The sequence below is a fragment of the Mesorhizobium sp. M0306 genome (assembly GCF_040321655.1).
Classification (GTDB): domain Bacteria; phylum Pseudomonadota; class Alphaproteobacteria; order Rhizobiales; family Rhizobiaceae; genus Mesorhizobium.
Window position 1 is genome coordinate 116,842 of the sequence record NZ_JAMYRY010000006.1, and the last position, 15,771, is coordinate 132,612.

Annotated in this window: 16 protein-coding genes; 7 read left to right on the plus strand and 9 right to left on the minus strand. The window is 62.9% G+C overall.

Annotated features, from left to right (window positions below):
• The first annotated feature begins 9 nt into the window (after positions 1–9).
• From NKI95_RS11950 to NKI95_RS11970, 5 genes are all read left to right on the plus strand, one after another.
• Positions 10–741, plus strand: coding sequence for a M15 family metallopeptidase (locus NKI95_RS11950; protein ID WP_352716921.1), 732 nt, complete (start codon positions 10–12; stop codon positions 739–741).
• 219 nt (positions 742–960) lie between these two features.
• Positions 961–1,989, plus strand: a complete 1,029-nt coding sequence (locus tag NKI95_RS11955; RefSeq protein ID WP_352716922.1) for a sulfate ABC transporter substrate-binding protein — start codon at positions 961–963, stop codon at positions 1,987–1,989.
• Between the two features lie 18 nt (positions 1,990–2,007).
• Positions 2,008–2,859 carry a sulfate ABC transporter permease subunit CysT gene (cysT, locus tag NKI95_RS11960; RefSeq protein ID WP_352665961.1) on the plus strand — a complete coding sequence of 284 codons (852 nt, stop codon included), beginning with the start codon at positions 2,008–2,010 and terminating at the stop codon, positions 2,857–2,859.
• Positions 2,852–3,736 carry a sulfate ABC transporter permease subunit CysW gene (gene cysW / locus NKI95_RS11965; protein WP_352716924.1) on the plus strand — a complete coding sequence of 295 codons (885 nt, stop codon included), beginning with the start codon at positions 2,852–2,854 and terminating at the stop codon, positions 3,734–3,736. The genes cysT and cysW overlap by 8 nt, the downstream gene beginning before the upstream one ends.
• 13 nt (positions 3,737–3,749) lie before the next feature.
• Positions 3,750–4,790, plus strand: a complete 1,041-nt coding sequence (locus tag NKI95_RS11970; RefSeq protein ID WP_352716926.1) for a sulfate/molybdate ABC transporter ATP-binding protein — start codon at positions 3,750–3,752, stop codon at positions 4,788–4,790.
• Between the two features lie 59 nt (positions 4,791–4,849).
• Here the strand turns inward: NKI95_RS11970 and NKI95_RS11975 are convergent, their stop codons facing one another.
• Positions 4,850–5,326, minus strand: coding sequence for a GNAT family N-acetyltransferase (locus NKI95_RS11975; protein WP_352716928.1), 477 nt, complete (start codon positions 5,324–5,326; stop codon positions 4,850–4,852).
• The gene (locus NKI95_RS11980; protein ID WP_352465242.1) at positions 5,326–5,607 is read right to left on the minus strand and encodes a type II toxin-antitoxin system TacA family antitoxin; all 282 of its coding nucleotides are present in this window, start codon (positions 5,605–5,607) and stop codon (positions 5,326–5,328) included. Before NKI95_RS11980 ends, NKI95_RS11975 begins: the two co-directional genes overlap by 1 nt.
• A 271-nt stretch (positions 5,608–5,878) precedes the next feature.
• Between NKI95_RS11980 and NKI95_RS11985 the strand changes: the two genes are divergently transcribed.
• Both NKI95_RS11985 and NKI95_RS11990 read left to right on the plus strand, forming a co-directional pair.
• Positions 5,879–6,865 carry a sulfate ABC transporter substrate-binding protein gene (locus NKI95_RS11985; protein WP_352716930.1) on the plus strand — a complete coding sequence of 329 codons (987 nt, stop codon included), beginning with the start codon at positions 5,879–5,881 and terminating at the stop codon, positions 6,863–6,865.
• A 251-nt stretch (positions 6,866–7,116) separates the two neighbouring features.
• The gene (locus NKI95_RS11990) at positions 7,117–7,566 is read left to right on the plus strand and encodes an RrF2 family transcriptional regulator (protein WP_006202816.1); all 450 of its coding nucleotides are present in this window, start codon (positions 7,117–7,119) and stop codon (positions 7,564–7,566) included.
• Between the two features lie 122 nt (positions 7,567–7,688).
• Here the strand turns inward: NKI95_RS11990 and NKI95_RS11995 are convergent, their stop codons facing one another.
• The 7 genes from NKI95_RS11995 to NKI95_RS12025 all read right to left on the minus strand — a co-directional run bounded on the left by NKI95_RS11995 (position 7,689) and on the right by NKI95_RS12025 (position 15,678).
• The gene (locus tag NKI95_RS11995; protein ID WP_352716932.1) at positions 7,689–8,186 is read right to left on the minus strand and encodes a gluconokinase; all 498 of its coding nucleotides are present in this window, start codon (positions 8,184–8,186) and stop codon (positions 7,689–7,691) included.
• A gap of 53 nt (positions 8,187–8,239) precedes the next feature.
• Positions 8,240–9,226, minus strand: a complete 987-nt coding sequence (locus NKI95_RS12000) for an ABC transporter permease (RefSeq protein WP_292658927.1) — start codon at positions 9,224–9,226, stop codon at positions 8,240–8,242.
• Complete coding sequence (locus NKI95_RS12005) at positions 9,223–10,203, minus strand: ABC transporter permease (RefSeq protein ID WP_292658929.1); 981 nt, start codon at positions 10,201–10,203, stop codon at positions 9,223–9,225. Before NKI95_RS12005 ends, NKI95_RS12000 begins: the two co-directional genes overlap by 4 nt.
• A complete protein-coding gene (locus NKI95_RS12010; RefSeq protein WP_352716934.1) occupies positions 10,200–11,741 on the minus strand; it encodes a sugar ABC transporter ATP-binding protein in 1,542 nt (513 codons plus the stop codon). The genes NKI95_RS12005 and NKI95_RS12010 overlap by 4 nt, the downstream gene beginning before the upstream one ends.
• A gap of 80 nt (positions 11,742–11,821) precedes the next feature.
• Entirely contained in the window at positions 11,822–12,946 is a 1,125-nt protein-coding gene (locus NKI95_RS12015; RefSeq protein WP_352716936.1) for a sugar ABC transporter substrate-binding protein, read from the minus strand.
• A 296-nt stretch (positions 12,947–13,242) separates the two neighbouring features.
• Positions 13,243–14,271 carry an HTH-type transcriptional regulator GntR gene (gene gntR / locus NKI95_RS12020; RefSeq protein ID WP_352716938.1) on the minus strand — a complete coding sequence of 343 codons (1,029 nt, stop codon included), beginning with the start codon at positions 14,269–14,271 and terminating at the stop codon, positions 13,243–13,245.
• 174 nt (positions 14,272–14,445) lie between these two features.
• The gene (locus tag NKI95_RS12025; protein WP_352716939.1) at positions 14,446–15,678 is read right to left on the minus strand and encodes an MFS transporter; all 1,233 of its coding nucleotides are present in this window, start codon (positions 15,676–15,678) and stop codon (positions 14,446–14,448) included.
• Positions 15,679–15,771 lie beyond the last annotated feature (93 nt).

Below are 15,771 nucleotides of genomic sequence, written 5' to 3' on the forward strand. Positions count from 1 at the left end.
AAGTTTCCCTTGAATAGATTCTGGCAGGTGATTCAGGGGATTGGGTTTTACGTCTTGCTTTCGGCCGCCGGTATTTCCTCGGCCTCTGCTGACACCCTCCCCGCCGGCTTTGTTCGGCTGGCCGACATCGATCCCAGTATCCGGCAGGATATCCGCTATGCCGGCCTCGAAAATTTCCTGCATCGCAAGGTAAGCGGCTACGATGCGCCGGCATGTGTCCTCACCAGGCAAGCGGCGCAAGCGCTTTCGGGAGTGCAGAAAGCGATTGCTGCCGAAGGGCTGACGTTGGTCGTGTTCGACTGCTATCGCCCTGCGCGGGCTGTCTCCGACATGGGTGAATGGACAAAAACGGGCGGACCACCGGACCCGCAATGGTACCCAAAGGTCAAGCGCAAGGATCTCATCACCAAGGGTTATATCGGCGAACTGTCCACCCATTCGCGCGGATCGACGGTTGATGTCGCGATCGCGCGAGCCGACCGCAAGAGCGCTCCGAAACCGGCCTGCGGCGCGACGAATGCCGACACGCTCGACTTCGGCACCGGTTTCGACTGTTTCGATCCGGCGAGCGAAACGGCTCATAGGCCGCTCGCCAGTGAAGCGGCGGCAAACCGCAAAAAACTTGTCGAGGCGATGCGCGCCGGCGGCTTCAAGAATTACGCCCGCGAATGGTGGCACTTCACGCTGGAAAACGAGCCGTTTCCAAGAGAGCGCTTCAACTTTCCCGTTACCGCCGAATAGCCGGCCGAAACCTTCGGACGCGACGCAGCCATTGCCGAAGAGCTAGCCGTCTCTAGATAATCGCGTCGGGAGCGCGATCATGGTCCATGCGGGGAAAATAGTTTCTCGCATCGCCGAAAGTAGGCGAAAAATTGCTTCAATAGGCCAAAAAAGGCAACATTGAATGCATCTAAATTCTATCAATTCGGTAGATTTGGCGCGAGTTCAACGGAGGCGGAAATGACCAAACCTCATTTCAGGAAACTGCTCGGCGCACTGGTCGCCACGTCTGTCCAGTTCGGCACGCTCGGTTTCGCGTTTGCCGACACCACCATTCTCAACGTGTCCTATGATCCGACGCGAGAGCTCTACAAGCAATTCGACGAGGCCTTCATTGCCCACTGGAAGGCCGAGACAGGCGAGACGGTCACCGTCCAGCAGTCGCATGGCGGATCCGGCGCGCAGGCGCGCGCCGTGATCGACGGGCTCGATGCCGACGTGGTGACGCTGGCGCTCGAAGGCGATATCAACGCCATTGTCTCGAAAGCGAAGAGGATCAATCCCGACTGGCGGACGAAATTCGAAAACAATTCGGCGCCCTACACCTCGACCATCATCTTCCTCGTCCGCAAGGGAAACCCCAAGGGCATCCATGACTGGGGCGATCTGGTCAAGGACGACGTCCAGGTGATCACGCCGAATCCCAAGACCTCCGGTGGCGCGCGCTGGAACTATCTCGCCGCCTGGGCCTACGCCAGCGCCAAGGATGGCGGCGACGAGGCCAAGACCAAGGAATTCGTCGGCAATCTCTACGCGCATGTCCCGGTTCTCGACACGGGTGCGCGCGGCGCCACCGTGACATTCGCGCAAAAAGGGCTGGGCGACGTGCTGCTCGCCTGGGAAAACGAGGCCTATCTGGCGCTCGACGAGTTCGGCGCCGACAATTTCGATATCGTCTACCCGCCGACCTCGATCCTGGCCGAGCCGCCGGTCGCCGTGGTCGACGCCAATGTCGACGCCAAAGGCACGCGGAAAGTTGCCGAAGCCTATCTGAGCTATCTCTATTCCAAGGAAGGCCAGACGATCATCGCCAAGAACCATTATCGCCCTTCGAAGCCCGACCTGGTACCGGCGGAGGACCTGGCCAAGCTGCCTGAGATCAAGCTGATCACCATCGACGACCCGCTTTTTGGCGGCTGGAAGAAGGCACAGCCTTATCATTTCGGCGATGGTGGTATATTCGACCAGATCTACAAGCCGGCCCAGTAGCATTTAGATCAGGACGACATGACCACAGCACCCGCCAAGGCGGGGTGGCGATTCAGGCAGCCGAGCGTCATTCCGGGTTTCGGATTGACGCTCGGCTTCTCGCTTGCCTACCTCACCCTCATCATCCTCATTCCCCTGTCCGGGCTGATCTGGCGCTCGGCGGCGCTCGGCTGGACCGACTTCTGGGCGATCGTCACCGATCGCCGCACCATCAACGCGCTTGAAATAAGCTTCGGCACCGCCTTCATTGCCGCCGCCGTCAACGTCGTCTTCGGCACGATCGTGGCCTGGGTGCTGGTGCGCTACAGCTTTCCCGGCCGCCGCATCGTCGATGCCATGGTCGACCTGCCCTTCGCGCTGCCGACGGCGGTCGCCGGCATCGCGCTGACAACGCTTTACGCACCGAACGGCTGGATCGGAAGCCTGCTGACGCCACTCGGCATCAAGGTCGCCTACACGCCGCTCGGCATCGTCATCGCGCTGGTCTTCATCGGCCTGCCCTTCGTCGTACGCACCGTGCAGCCGATCATGGAGGAGATCGACAAGGAGGTAGAGGAAGTGGCCGCCACGCTCGGCGCCAATCGCTTCCAGATCATCAGCCGCGTTCTGCTACCCGGACTGGCGCCTGCCATCGTCACCGGTTTCGCGCTGGCCTTCGCGCGCGGTGTCGGCGAGTACGGTTCCGTCATCTTTATCGCCGGCAACCTGCCCTTCAAATCCGAGATCGCACCACTTCTGATCGTCATCCGGCTGGAGGAATATAATTACGCGGCGGCGACCGCGATCGCGGCGATCATGCTGGCGCTGTCCTTCGTCATGCTGCTGGTCATCAACCTGGTGCAGACCTGGAGCCGCAAGCGCTATGGCTGACCCGGAGATCAAATCCTACGCGCCGCACCACGAGAGCCAGTCGCCGGCGGTGACTGAAAGCCCCACGGCGAGAACCGTGCTGATGATCGTGACCTTTGCCTTCCTCGGCATTTTCCTGCTCCTGCCGCTGATCATCGTCTTCAAGGAAGCTTTCGCCAAAGGTATCGAGGCTTACACACAGGCGCTGGGCGAACCGGACACGCGCTCGGCGATCCGCCTGACGCTTCTGGTCGCGGCGATCTCGGTGCCGCTCAACATCGTCTTCGGTATTTCCGCCGCCTGGGCGATCGCCAAGTTCGAGTTCAAGGGCAAGGCGTTTCTGACCACACTGATCGACCTGCCGTTTTCGGTCTCGCCGGTCATTTCCGGCCTGGTCTATGTGCTTCTGTTCGGGGCGCAAGGCCTGCTCGGCGCCTGGCTCAAGGCGCATGGCATTGTCATCCTGTTTGCCGTGCCGGGCATCGTGCTGGCCACGATCTTCGTCACCTTCCCCTTCGTCGCCCGCGAATTGATCCCGCTGATGCAGGAACAGGGCAATGGCGACGAGGAGGCAGCCCTGTCGCTCGGGGCCAATGGCTGGCAGGCGTTCTGGTACGTGACGTTGCCCAACGTCAAATGGGGATTGCTCTACGGCGTGCTGTTGTGCAATGCCCGCGCGATGGGCGAGTTCGGCGCGGTCTCGGTGGTGTCGGGCCACATACGCGGGCTGACGAACACCATGCCACTGCATGTCGAAATCCTTTATAACGAGTACAATGCCGCCGCCGCCTTTGCCGTCGCTTCGCTGCTTGCCGGCCTGGCGCTCGTCACGCTGGTCTTGAAAACACTTCTCGAGATGCGCTACGGCGCCGAGATCGCCGCGACGCGCGGACACTGACAGAGGGATTTGCATGGAAGTTCGCGTTGCCAACGTGCGCAAGGAGTTTGAGCGGTTTCCAGCCCTCCACGACGTTTCGCTTGACATCAGGTCCGGTGAGTTGATCGCGTTGCTGGGGCCATCCGGTTCCGGCAAGACGACGCTGCTCAGGCTGATTGCCGGGTTGGAGCGGCCGACCCGCGGAAAGATCTTCTTCGGCGAAGAGGATGCTTCGCAAAAGTCGATCCAGGAGCGCAATGTCGGCTTCGTCTTCCAGCACTACGCGCTGTTTCGCCATATGACGGTCGCCGACAATATCGGCTTCGGACTCAAGGTCCGGCACGGGCCGTCACGCCCGTCGGCGAAGGAAATCCGCCGCCGCGCCTCGGAACTCCTCAACCTCGTTCAGCTTTCCGGTCTGGAAAAACGCTATCCGGCGCAACTTTCGGGCGGCCAGCGCCAGCGCGTGGCGCTAGCCCGCGCCATGGCGATCGAGCCAGCCGTGCTTTTGCTCGACGAGCCGTTCGGCGCGCTCGACGCGCAGGTGCGCCGCGAGCTGCGCCGCTGGCTGCGTGACATCCACGACGCCACCGGCCATACCACGGTCTTCGTCACCCATGACCAGGAAGAGGCGCTGGAGCTTGCCGACCGCGTCGTGGTGATGAGCCAGGGCCGCATCGAGCAGGTCGGCACCGCCGACGAAATCTACGACACGCCGAACTCGCCCTTCGTCTACGGCTTCATCGGCGAATCGAGCTCGCTTCCGGTCAAGGTCGAGGACGGCCAGGTCTGGATCGCCGACCGGCCGATCGGGCTTTCCGCGCCACACGCACCGCAAGGCGAAGCGACGCTGTTCTTCCGCCCACACGACGTCGATCTTGTGGAAGAATGCAACGGCTGCATCGCCGGCACGGTCGCCGCCAGCCGCCGCGTCGCCGGCACCAGGCGGGTCGAGCTCGAAATCGGCGGCGAACGACAGCGGGTCGAGATCGAATTGCCCGTCGACCATCCGGCGGCGCAGAAAAGTCGAGTGGCTTTTCGGCCGCGGCGCTGGAAGCTTTTTCCGGCTGCTTAGCTACAAGGCAATTGTGGATCCGTACTGCGGTCGCGCTTTCATGCAGAGCGACATTGCCTTCAACGCGCCTTTAGCGAAAGCACCAGGGTCATCGGATTCTTCGGGGAAGCCGAAAAGCCGTAGTGCTCATAGAAAGCTTTCGCTTCAGCCGATATGGCATGAACAAAAATGCCGCGAATCCCGAGGATCGTCGCGGCGTGACCGGTGCGCAGAACGGCGTCTTGCAACAGCGCTGCGCCTAGTCCCTTCCCTTGCCAGCTTGCGTCCACGGCGAGACGCCCGAGTACGACCATCGGAACAGGGTCTGGCATATTGCGGCGAATGGCGCCTGGAGCTTCCGCAAGATCAAGCCCACCCGAGGAGAGACAGTAGTAGCCGACAACGCGCACGCCTTCCGTCACGACATACGCACGCGAGGCGCCGCTGATCTGGTTGATCCGCGCCCTGCGACGAAGCCATTGATCCAGGTTCTCGGTCCCGCATTGGAAAAGTTCGAGATCGTGGCTGTCGGCAAGGGGCGTGGGCGCCGAAAGCATCAGTCCTGCCAGGGCTTGGGCGCATTCATCAGGCGTGCAAAACCTTCACCACTCGGTGGCGCATCAAGAATGCCGAGGTAATGCTGGTAACTCTCGGGATCGACCTTGATCAGCGCTTGGTCGAGCAGCGTGTCTTCGGCCGCGCGGTAGGCGGCATCGATCATAAACTCGGAACGGGTTTTCCCGCGCATTTTCGCGGCGCGATCAATCAGAACACGCACATCCTCTCGGATGCGGAGATTGACAGGCTTGGCATGGGTCTCTGGTGTAGTCTTTGTCATGAGGGCTCCTCTCTCCTACCTGTAGCACATTCGCATACACAATGTGTATCTATTTCGCAGCCTGACCAGAGAAGTGTGGAAACGACCGGGGGCGGCAGAACGCGTCGAAATGCGGCCGCTTGGAAGAAAATTCCAGTAATGGGCCATTTCAGCAATACTTTTCTCGCAGCCAGGCCATAGATCCGACCGGCATGCCTCGTCGCGTCGAGCACTGCCCGACTATTCTTCGGCATTCCATTCGATGTACGGTGTTTCAAGGAGCCCTGTTTTTATGAAGCGATTTTTGCTTGGCGTCGCCACGTTGGCCGGCCTGTTCCTCGCATCCTCCCAAGCCTGGTCGGCCGACAAATTGCTGAACGCTTCTTACGATGTCGGCCGCGAACTGTTTGCACAGGTCAACAAGGCGTTCGTCGCCGGCCACCCTGGCGTCACCATCGATCAGTCGCATGCCGGGACGTCTGCGCAGGCACGCGCCATTGCCGAAGGCCTCGGCGCCGACGTGGTCACGTTCAACCAGGTCATCGACATCGACTTCCTGGTCAAGAAGGGCCTCATCTCCGCCGACTGGCAGAAGGACTTTCCGGACAACGCCTCGCCCTTCTATTCGCTGCCGTCCTTCCTGGTGCGCGCCGGCAATCCGAAGCACATCAAGGATTGGAACGATCTCGTGCGCGACGACGTCCAGGTGATCTTCCCCAATCCGAAAACATCGGGCAATGCGCGCTACACCTACCTCGCGGCCACCGCCTACGCCAAGGAAGCCTTCAAGGGCGACGATGCCAAGGTGAAGGAGTTTGTGACAAAGCTGTTTAACAACGTGCCGGTCTTCGACAGCGGCGGACGCGCTGCGACCACCACTTTCGTGCAGCGCGAGATCGGCGACGTGCTGATCACCTTCGAGTCGGAAACGCGCGGCGTCCGCAAGGAATATGGCGACGACAAATTCGAGCAGGTGACGCCTTCGGTCAGTCTGTTGGCGGAATTTCCGGTGGCGATCGTCGACACGGTCGCCGACGAGCATGGCACACGCGATCTCGCCAAGACCTATCTCGACTTCCTCTATACGCCGGAGGGCCAGGACATCGCCGCCCGCAACGGCCTGCGGGCCCGCGACCCGGCGGTCGCCGCCAAATACAAGGCTGAGTTTCCCGATGTCCGCCTGCTGACGGTGGAGGACGTCTTCGGCGGCTGGGCCAAGGTCCAGGCCGAGCATTTTGCAGCGGGCGGCCTGCTCGACCAGACTTACGGCAGTCGCTGACGTCGCCAACCTCGCGAACTGATTGAAAGCCGGCGTTTGCCGGCTTTCTTCATTTGCCCGCCGAAATTGCAGCTTCCGCCCGTTCCGACCGGCCCGCCCGCCAAAACGTTACGAAGAATCAACGCGTTTGCGCGCAATATGTCGTCGGGCGGCCTGTCTGCACGAACGGCATCGTACGGCCAAACCGTCATTATTTGCACACAAACAGCCGCCAGATGCGGGTGGTTGGGGCTTTATGGGTTGACTCGGGCATGCTTACCAAAAAAGGCAAATACGGCCTCAAGGCCCTCGTGCATCTGTCAGGCCTGCCGGTCGGCCAGCTCGCATTCGTCAACGACATTGCGGTCGCCAACAACATCCCCAAGAAATTTCTGGATGCCATCCTGGGCGAGTTGCGCAACGCCGGCTTCGTCCAGAGCCGCAAGGGCAAGGAAGGCGGCTATCGCCTCGCCCGGCCGGCCTCCGAGATCAAGATCGGCCATGTCGTGCGCGTCCTCGATGGGCCGCTGGCGCCGATCCCTTGCGCCAGCCGCACGCAATACCAGCGCTGTGAGGATTGCGACGAGGCGACCTGCCAGGTCCGGCACATGATGCTGGAGGTCCGTCAGGCAATCGCCGAGGTGCTCGACAACCGCAGCCTCGCGGCCATGCGCGACGCCGACAATGACGATTTCCCGGTCGAGCTGACGTCGCAGATCTAGAGCAATTCCAGGAAAAGTGAGAAACGGTTTTCCCGGGAAAAAGCGCGTAGCGCTTTCCCTAGGGAATTGCGCAAAAACAACAGATAGAGCGGTTCGGCGTTTCGATGAAACGATGAACCGCTTTAGCGCGCGAGCAGGCTCAAGGCCGTCGCGACAGTGTCGGCGATCGGACGCGTGCCATCCAAGGTTATCGCCGCCTCGTCCGCCGCTGGCGCCTCGAGCGTGGCGAACTGGCTGTCGACCAGGCTTGCCGGCATGAAATGACCCTTGCGATTGCCGACGCGCTGTTTAGCCGTTGCCGGGTCGATCTCCAAATAGACGAAAACGATATCCGGGCAAAAGCCGCGCAGGCGATCGCGATAGCTGCGCTTCAGCGCCGAGCAGGCGGCGACCACACCTTGCCCGCTTGCGACCGATGCTGCCATGCGCTGGCCGATCGCGTCGAGCCAGCCCTCGCGCAGCGCGTCGGTAAGTGGCTGCCCGCTCGCCATGCGCGCGACGTTTTCGGGCGGATGCAGCCTGTCGCCTTCGATAAAGAGGGCGCCTAATGCTGCTGCAAGCGCTTCGCCGATGACCGACTTGCCGCAGCCGGCAACGCCCATCACCACGATGGCAGGCATCGTTCGAACAGTGCTCGCCGGCTTATATGCCACGTCTTTCCCGGTCATGCAGGTCAGCGGCTTGCCGGCGCGCGGCCATAGAGCAGCAGCATGGCGACGATAACGACGCCGTAGATGATCTGCCGCCCCGCCTCCGGCATCTGCATGACGGAAAGAATGGATTGCAAAAGCGTGATCAGGATTACCCCGGCGACGGTGCCGAGATAGGAGCCGCGCCCGCCGAGGATCGAGGTGCCGCCGAGCACCACGGCGGCGATCGACGGTAGCAGATAGGCATCGCCCATCGATTGTGCCGCCTTGGAGGCATAGCCGGCCAACAGCACGCCGCCGAATGCCGAGAGCCCGCCCGAAACCGCAAAGGCGATCATCACCACGCGCCTTGTATCGATGCCGGAAAGATAGGCGGCACGCTCGCGATTGCCGATGCCGTAAACGGTGCGGCCGAAGCCGGTGCGGGTCAGCACGAACACCATTGCGGCGCCGATCAGCGCCCAGATGAGGACTGCGTTCGGCACGCCAGGAACGGCAAAGCCGGTCGCCAGATAGCGCATCGCACCGGTCGCCGAATCCTGCGGCGAGAAACCGCCCGTGTAGACCACCATCAGCCCCTGCGCGACGGCGTTGGTGGCAAGCGTGATGATCATCGAGGGAATGCGCAGATAGGCTACGCCGATGCCGTTGACGATGCCGATCAAAACACCGCAGAAGATGCCGAACGGAATGGCAAGCGCCACGCCGACGGGACCGTATGCGGCCGCGGCGCAGGCCATCATGGCGCCGGCCGCCACCGACCACGGCACCGACAGGTCGATCTGGCCGAGCAGGATGACCAGCATCATGCCGGTGGCGATGACGCCGAGAAACGATGCCACCTTGAGCTGCTGCAGCAGGTATTCAGGCGACAGGAAGCTGCGCGAATAGAGGCTGCCGAGGAACAGCAGCAGCACGATACAGGCGAACGCCGTCAGCACCGCCGGATCGGCGCGGCGGAGGAATTTCGGCATGCGGCCGGCGAGGCCGCTCACAGTCGTTTCGCTCACAGGAACCACTCCAGCCGGTTGCGGACCCGAAACAGGGCGAAGGCGCCGAGGCTGACCGCGATCAGCAGGATGACGCCCTGGAACAGGGGCTGCCAGAGCGGATCGAAATCGAAGACGAACAGCAGGTCGCCGATGGTGCGGAAGGCAAGCGCGCCGAAGATCGCGCCGATGGCGCTGCCCTTGCCGCCGAACAGCGACACGCCGCCGAGCACGACCGCGGCGATCGAAAACAGCGTATAGGCGTTGCCGCTGGCATAGGCCGCATCGCCGGTATAGGTGAAGAACGTCAGGAACAGCCCGCCGATCGCGGCAAGCAGCCCGGCAAGCGCATAGGCGGCGAACTTTCCACGCCGGATCGGCACGCCGGACATGTAGGCCGCCATCTCCGAGGACCCGGCTGCATAGGCGGCGCGGCCGAGCACCGATCGGCTGAACGGCACCCAGACCACGAGCACGACCGCCAGCAGCGTCACCAGGCTCGCCGGCACAATACCAAACAGGCGCCCGGTCAGCGCGTCGGCGAGCCCTTCATTGACCGAGCCGCCCGGAAACGGCCGCAGCAGCAGCGCGATGCCGAAATAGACCGCGCCGGTGGCGATGGTGGCGACGATCGGCTGCAGGCGTCCATAGATAACGATGGCGCCGTTGATTGCCCCGCACAGCAGCCCGGTGCCGAGCACGGCGATGACGCCGAAGGCGGTCTCGATGCCGGTGCCGACGACCAGCCACGACGCCAGGCAGTTGGTCAGCGTGAAGATCATCCCGACCGAGAGATCGATGCCGGCGGTGATGACCACCAGCGTCTGCGCCATGGCGACGAAGGCGAGCAACACGCCCTTGTTCGAGGCGGTCTGCACGACATTGGCGGTGAAACCCGCCGGATGATTTGAGGTATAAATGACGAACATGACGATGAAGATGCCGAACGCCAGCAGCGTTCCGCGCTGTTCGGCAAGCCAGTAGCGCCAATCCTTCACGCGTCCGCTCCTTGCCTTGGCATCTCTTCGTGAATGTTGAGCGCGCTGGCGATCAGCGCCCGCTCGGTGATTTCGGCGCCGACCAGTTCACGCTTGATCGCGCCGTCATAGAGCACCAGCACGCGGTCGCAGCAGCCGATCAGCTCGTCATAGTCGGTCGAATAGAACAGGATCGCCGCACCCTGGTCGGCAAGCTTGCGCATCAACTGGTAAAGCTCCTGCTTGGTGCCGACATCGATGCCGCGCGTCGGATCGTTGAGCAGGATGATGCGCGGCTGCCGCATCAGCCATTTGGCGATGACGACTTTCTGCTGGTTGCCGCCGGACAGCGCGCCGACCGGAATGTCGAGCCCGGCGGTCTTGATGGCCAGGAGACCAACCATGTCGTCGATCAGCCGCTGCTCGGCGGCGCGATCGATGATGCCGGCCCTGGACAGCCGGTCGAGGGCGGCGAAGGAGAGGTTTTCGCGCACCGTCATCGGCAGCATCAACCCTTCCGTCTTACGATCCTCCGGGATCAACGCCATGCCGATCCGGTCGTCACGCGCCGCGGCAGGGCTGGCGATCGCCACCGGCCTGCCGTCGATCAGGATCTGCCCTGACAGGCCGCGCAGCACACCGAAGAAGGCGAGCAGCAATTCGCGCTGGCCCTGGCCGTCGAGACCGCCGAGGCCGACCACCTCGCCCGCCCCGACCGACAGCGAGACATCGTGCAGCCGATCCGTCCATGACAGGCTGCGCGCCTCCAGAACCGGCGTGGCTGCAGCAGCCGCCCGCGCGGGCTTGGGCGGAAAGATGTGGCTGTATTCGCGCCCGATCATCAGTTCGACGACCTCGTTGTCGCTCTTGGTGCCGGCCGCATAGCTGGCGACATTGCGGCCATTGCGGAACACCGTGCACTGGTCGGCCAGTTCGGCGATCTCGTTCATGCGGTGCGAAATGTAGAGGAGCGCCAGCCCTTCCGAACGCAGCCGCTTCAACACGGCGAAAACCCTGGCGACGTCAGCCGCGGTCAGCGCCGAGGTCGCCTCGTCGAGGATCAGGATGCGTGGCTTGCGCGCCAGTGCCTTGGCGATCTCGACCATCTGCCTTCTCGAAAGAGGAAGATCCTTGACCAGCGCCAGCGGATGGATATCGGAGGCGCCGGCGCGAGCAAGGGCTTCTTCGGCGATGCGGCGCTGCGCCTTGCGGTCGATCATGCCGAAGCGTTTCGGCGGATCGGAAATGACGATGTTGTCGGCAACGCTGAGTTCCGGGACCAGCGACAGCTCCTGGAAGATGCAGACGATGCCGGCCTGGTTGGCAGCGGCCGGCGAAGCGAAGCTCACTTCGTTTCCGTCCAGCATCATGCGGCCCTCGTCGGACGCGACGACCCCCGCCATGACCTTGATCAGCGTCGATTTGCCGGCGCCGTTCTCGCCGAGAATGGCGTGGATGCTGCCTGGAGTGACCGACAGCTCGGCCTTCTCCAGCGCCCGCACGCCGCCATAGCGCTTGGATATGCCTTCCATGCGGAAGAGCGGAACCGCACCGTCCATCGGCCCTCCCCAGGCGCTTGGCAATCAGGATGTCGAGCGCCGACGCCGCGGAATTTCCCGCGGCGTCGGGCTATCGGAGTTTACTGGTTTTCCTTGCTCTGGCCCATGATTTCCTGCGCCGTGAAATTGATCCCGCAGGTCGGGAAGGAATTGCCGACGAAGAAATTGTCGGATTGGTCGGGGAAGAAATCCTGGCCTGCCTTGAAGTTCGGATCCTCGACGATCGCCAGCGGCAGCTTGACCGCTTGCGGCACGACCTGGCCTTCAAGCGCTGCAATCGCCGTCTTGATGGCAACCGCCACCTGAGCCGGGCCGGTGCCGGCCGACGAGCATTTCAGGCCGTCAGCGGCGAATTTGGCGCAGAATTTGCGGAAGCCATTCTCCGTCTCGCCGCCGAACGGCACGAACGGATGCTTGGCATCGATCATCGCCTGCACGATGCCGGTATCGCCGCCCTGTCCGGTAATGCCGTCGAAGGGACCGTTGGTGGCAATGGCATCGGCCGTAGCCTTTTGCGCAACGCCGTCATCCCATTTGCCGACGACCTCGGTGACATCCCATTTCTTGCCGGAAGCGTCGAGAACCTCGTGGATCCCGTTGTGGCGGTCGGTGTCGACGGACGTGCCGGCTACGCCGCGCACTTCCAGCACCTTGCCGCCGTTCGGCACGTGCTTGACCAGCCAGTTGCCCCACAATTCGCCAAGGCCTTTCTGGTCGACATTGACGTTGATGGCATCCTTGGTGTCGAGGATGTTGTCGAAGGCGACCAGCACCACGCCGGCTTCCTTGGCCCGCTTGATGACAGGGCCGAATGCGGTCGGGTTCTGGGCGTTGACGACAATCGCGTCATAGCCGGAATCGATGAAATTGTTGATTGCCGAAATCTGCGCCGGCACGTCCTCCCCGGTCGAGACCACCTTGAATTCCTTGAGCTTGGCCGCGACATCCGGCTGCGCTGCATAGGCCTTCGCCGTCTGCACCATCTGGATGCGCCACGTATTGGCGATGTAGCCGTTGGCCAGAGCGATGCGGTACGGGCCGTCTTTCTTGGGGAACTTGAAGAACTGCGTATCGGCCGACCAGGGCGCGAAGCACTCAGGCTCGGCCGATGGCCCCTTGACGATTTCAGGATCGGCGATCGCCGACGAGCTCAGCATGACAAAAGCAGTGGCGGCAACGATACCGCCAACGAGTGACTTGATCATCGATATTCCTCCCAGTTGCAGTTTTGTTTGTTCTTACGCCGATGAATTTGCGCATTACCGGCCCGGCACCTCCCGCCGTACCCGTTGCGCGTTCAGGTGGCCGAACGCCGACCCGATCCCCTCCTTTGTTGCCCGGCTAGTCCCGCAAAAACTATCATATTATACATAATAAACAAGCGTGAGCTGTCGCTTATGTATAATAAACAGCTTCCCATCTTCGGGGCGAAGTACCGCCCGGCGGTAAGTGGTAGCGCTACCATGACGTTGTGTAAAGCACCATTGCGTTGAAGCACGCTTCAGCGCGCCGTGCTTTCACGTCGCTTGAGTTCGAAGCCAAGGTCGACGACCCGCTGCTCCGGCCTGTTGCCCTCGATAGCCGCAAGCGCCATGGCGACCGCCCGCCGGCCGATCTCGTAACGGTAGGTCCGAACGCTGGTGACCGACGGAAAGGCCACCTCCATCATGTCCAGATCATTGAAGCCGACGATGCCGATCGTCTTCGGCACGGCGATCGAAGCGCGATGGCATTCGAACAGCACGCCGAGGGCGATATCGTCATTGTTGCAGAACACCGCGTCGAGGCTCGGCAACTTGGCCAGCGCGTCGCGGAACAATTCGCGGCCGAGGGTGACGCTGGAGGGCACCGGCGTCGTGGTGGTGAGCCGCGCGTCGAACAGGCCGGCCGCCTCCATCGCCGCGCGATAGCCGGCAAGCCGCCGCTGCGAACGCGGATCCATGCGCGCGCCGATGAAGCCGATCCGGCGATAGCCTGCCTCGATCAGATGTTCCGCAGCCGCCTTGCCGCCCTGGAAATGTGAGAACCCGACCATCATGTCGACCGGATCGGGCCCGGTCTCCATCACCTGCACCACCGGACAGCCTGCCGCTTCCAGCAGTTTTCGCGACGCCGGCGTCTGGTCGATGCCGGCCACGATCAGCGCCGCCGGGCGTTGCGGCCCAAACACCTGCAGCAGCCGCTCTTCCTCGAGGCCGGAATAGTGGGTGTTTCCGAGCTGGATGCGGAAGGGGCCGTTCGACAGGCTGTCGTAGATGCCGCGCACCACTTCGGCAAAGACGTTGTTGGTAAGCGACGGCACCAGGACGCCAAAGACCTCGGCGCGCGCCGAAGCCAGCGCCCGCGCATTCGGGTCGGGCACATAGCCGAGCTCATTCACGGCGGACTCGATCTGGCGGCGCAGATCTTCCGAGACACGCCCCGGCTCGCGCAAGGCGCGCGAGACGGTAATGGCGCCGACGCCGGCCTTGCGCGCGACATCGGCGATGGTCGGGCGGCCGCCGCCGCGGCGCGAGCGCGGCTTGATCACCGTACTGGTCCCGACACCGGGCAACCGCCCAGACGCGACCGTGAAACGATGTTCAGCGTTTTTGCCACTGCTGCCATGCCAACCTGGCCCGTTGCCACACCTTGTCTGGCGTCGCGCAGCCTTCGGCTATTGTCAAGCGACGGCCGGGAGAGACTGTACCCGTACCGCCGTGCCTCAGGCCGTCACGGCAGCGCTGCTCCGGGCCTTCCACAGCAGCAGCACCATGGCCGAAATGTTCAGCAGGTTCCAGGCGATGCCGTTGAGGAACGCGGCGGCATAGGAACCGGTCAAATCGTAGATCCAGCCCGACATCCAGCCACCGATCGCCATGCCGAAGATGGTCGCCATCATGACGATGCCGACGCGCTGGCCAGCCTCCTTGGCTGGCATATATTCGCGCACGATGATCGCATAACAGGGGACGATGCCGCCTTGCGACAGGCCGAAGACCAGCGAGACGACATAGAGCGAGGCAAGCCCGTCGAACGGGATATAGAACAACAGCGACAGGCATTGCAGCACCGAGCCGATCAGCAGGGTTTTCACGCCACCGATGCGATCGGCAAGGAAGCCCGAGCCTAGCCGGCTGACGACGCCCGCCGCCAGCATGATCGACAGCATATCGGCGCCATGTGCCACACCGTAGCCGAGATCCATGCAGTAGGCGACGATATGGACTTGCGGCATCGACATCGCCACGCAGCAGCCGAGCCCGGCGACGATGAGCAGCGCCTGCAAGGCCGCCGGCGACAGTGAGATCGGCTGGACCACGCGGCTGCCCGGCGATCCCGGAGCCGCCTGGAGCGGTGCGCCGCGCCGGAGCAGCAGGATCAAGGGCACCATGGTGACCAGGCAGACGACGCCGATCGCGGCATAGGTGAAGCGCCAGCCTTCGGTCTGCATGACATAGGGCATCGCCGTCGGCCAAATCGCTCCGGCGAGATAGTTGCCGGACGCGGCAGCCGTCACCGCGACGCCGCGGCGCCGGTTGAACCAGTGCGAGATGTCGGCGATCAGCGGCCCGAAGATCGCCGACGAGCCAACGCCGATCAACAGGCCTTGGACGAGGGTGAACTGCAGGATCGAACTGGTCAGCGACGCCAGCAGGAAGCCGGCGCCAAGTGTAATCGCGGCAATCAGCGCCGGGATCCAATACCCCATGCGGTCAATGGCGCGGCCGAACAGCACATTGCCGGCGGCAAAGCCGACCATGGTCGCGGTGTAGGGCATCGAGGCAGCGGCGCGATCAACGCCGAATTCTGCCTGCACGGCGGGCAGCACCACGACCACCGCCCACATGCCGACCCCGCCGATCGTTGCCAGCAGCATCGAGATGCCCAGCCGTATCCAGGCATAGGCACTGTCGATGCCGGAACTTCCTGCCTGGCTTGAGACGATCGGGGTCAAAAGCGTTTCCTGTCCGCAGTTCTTGAATCGGCGGTTCTGACCACTATCGGCGCATTCGCATAGCCGAGCAGCGCCACGACAGGCAAATCCGTG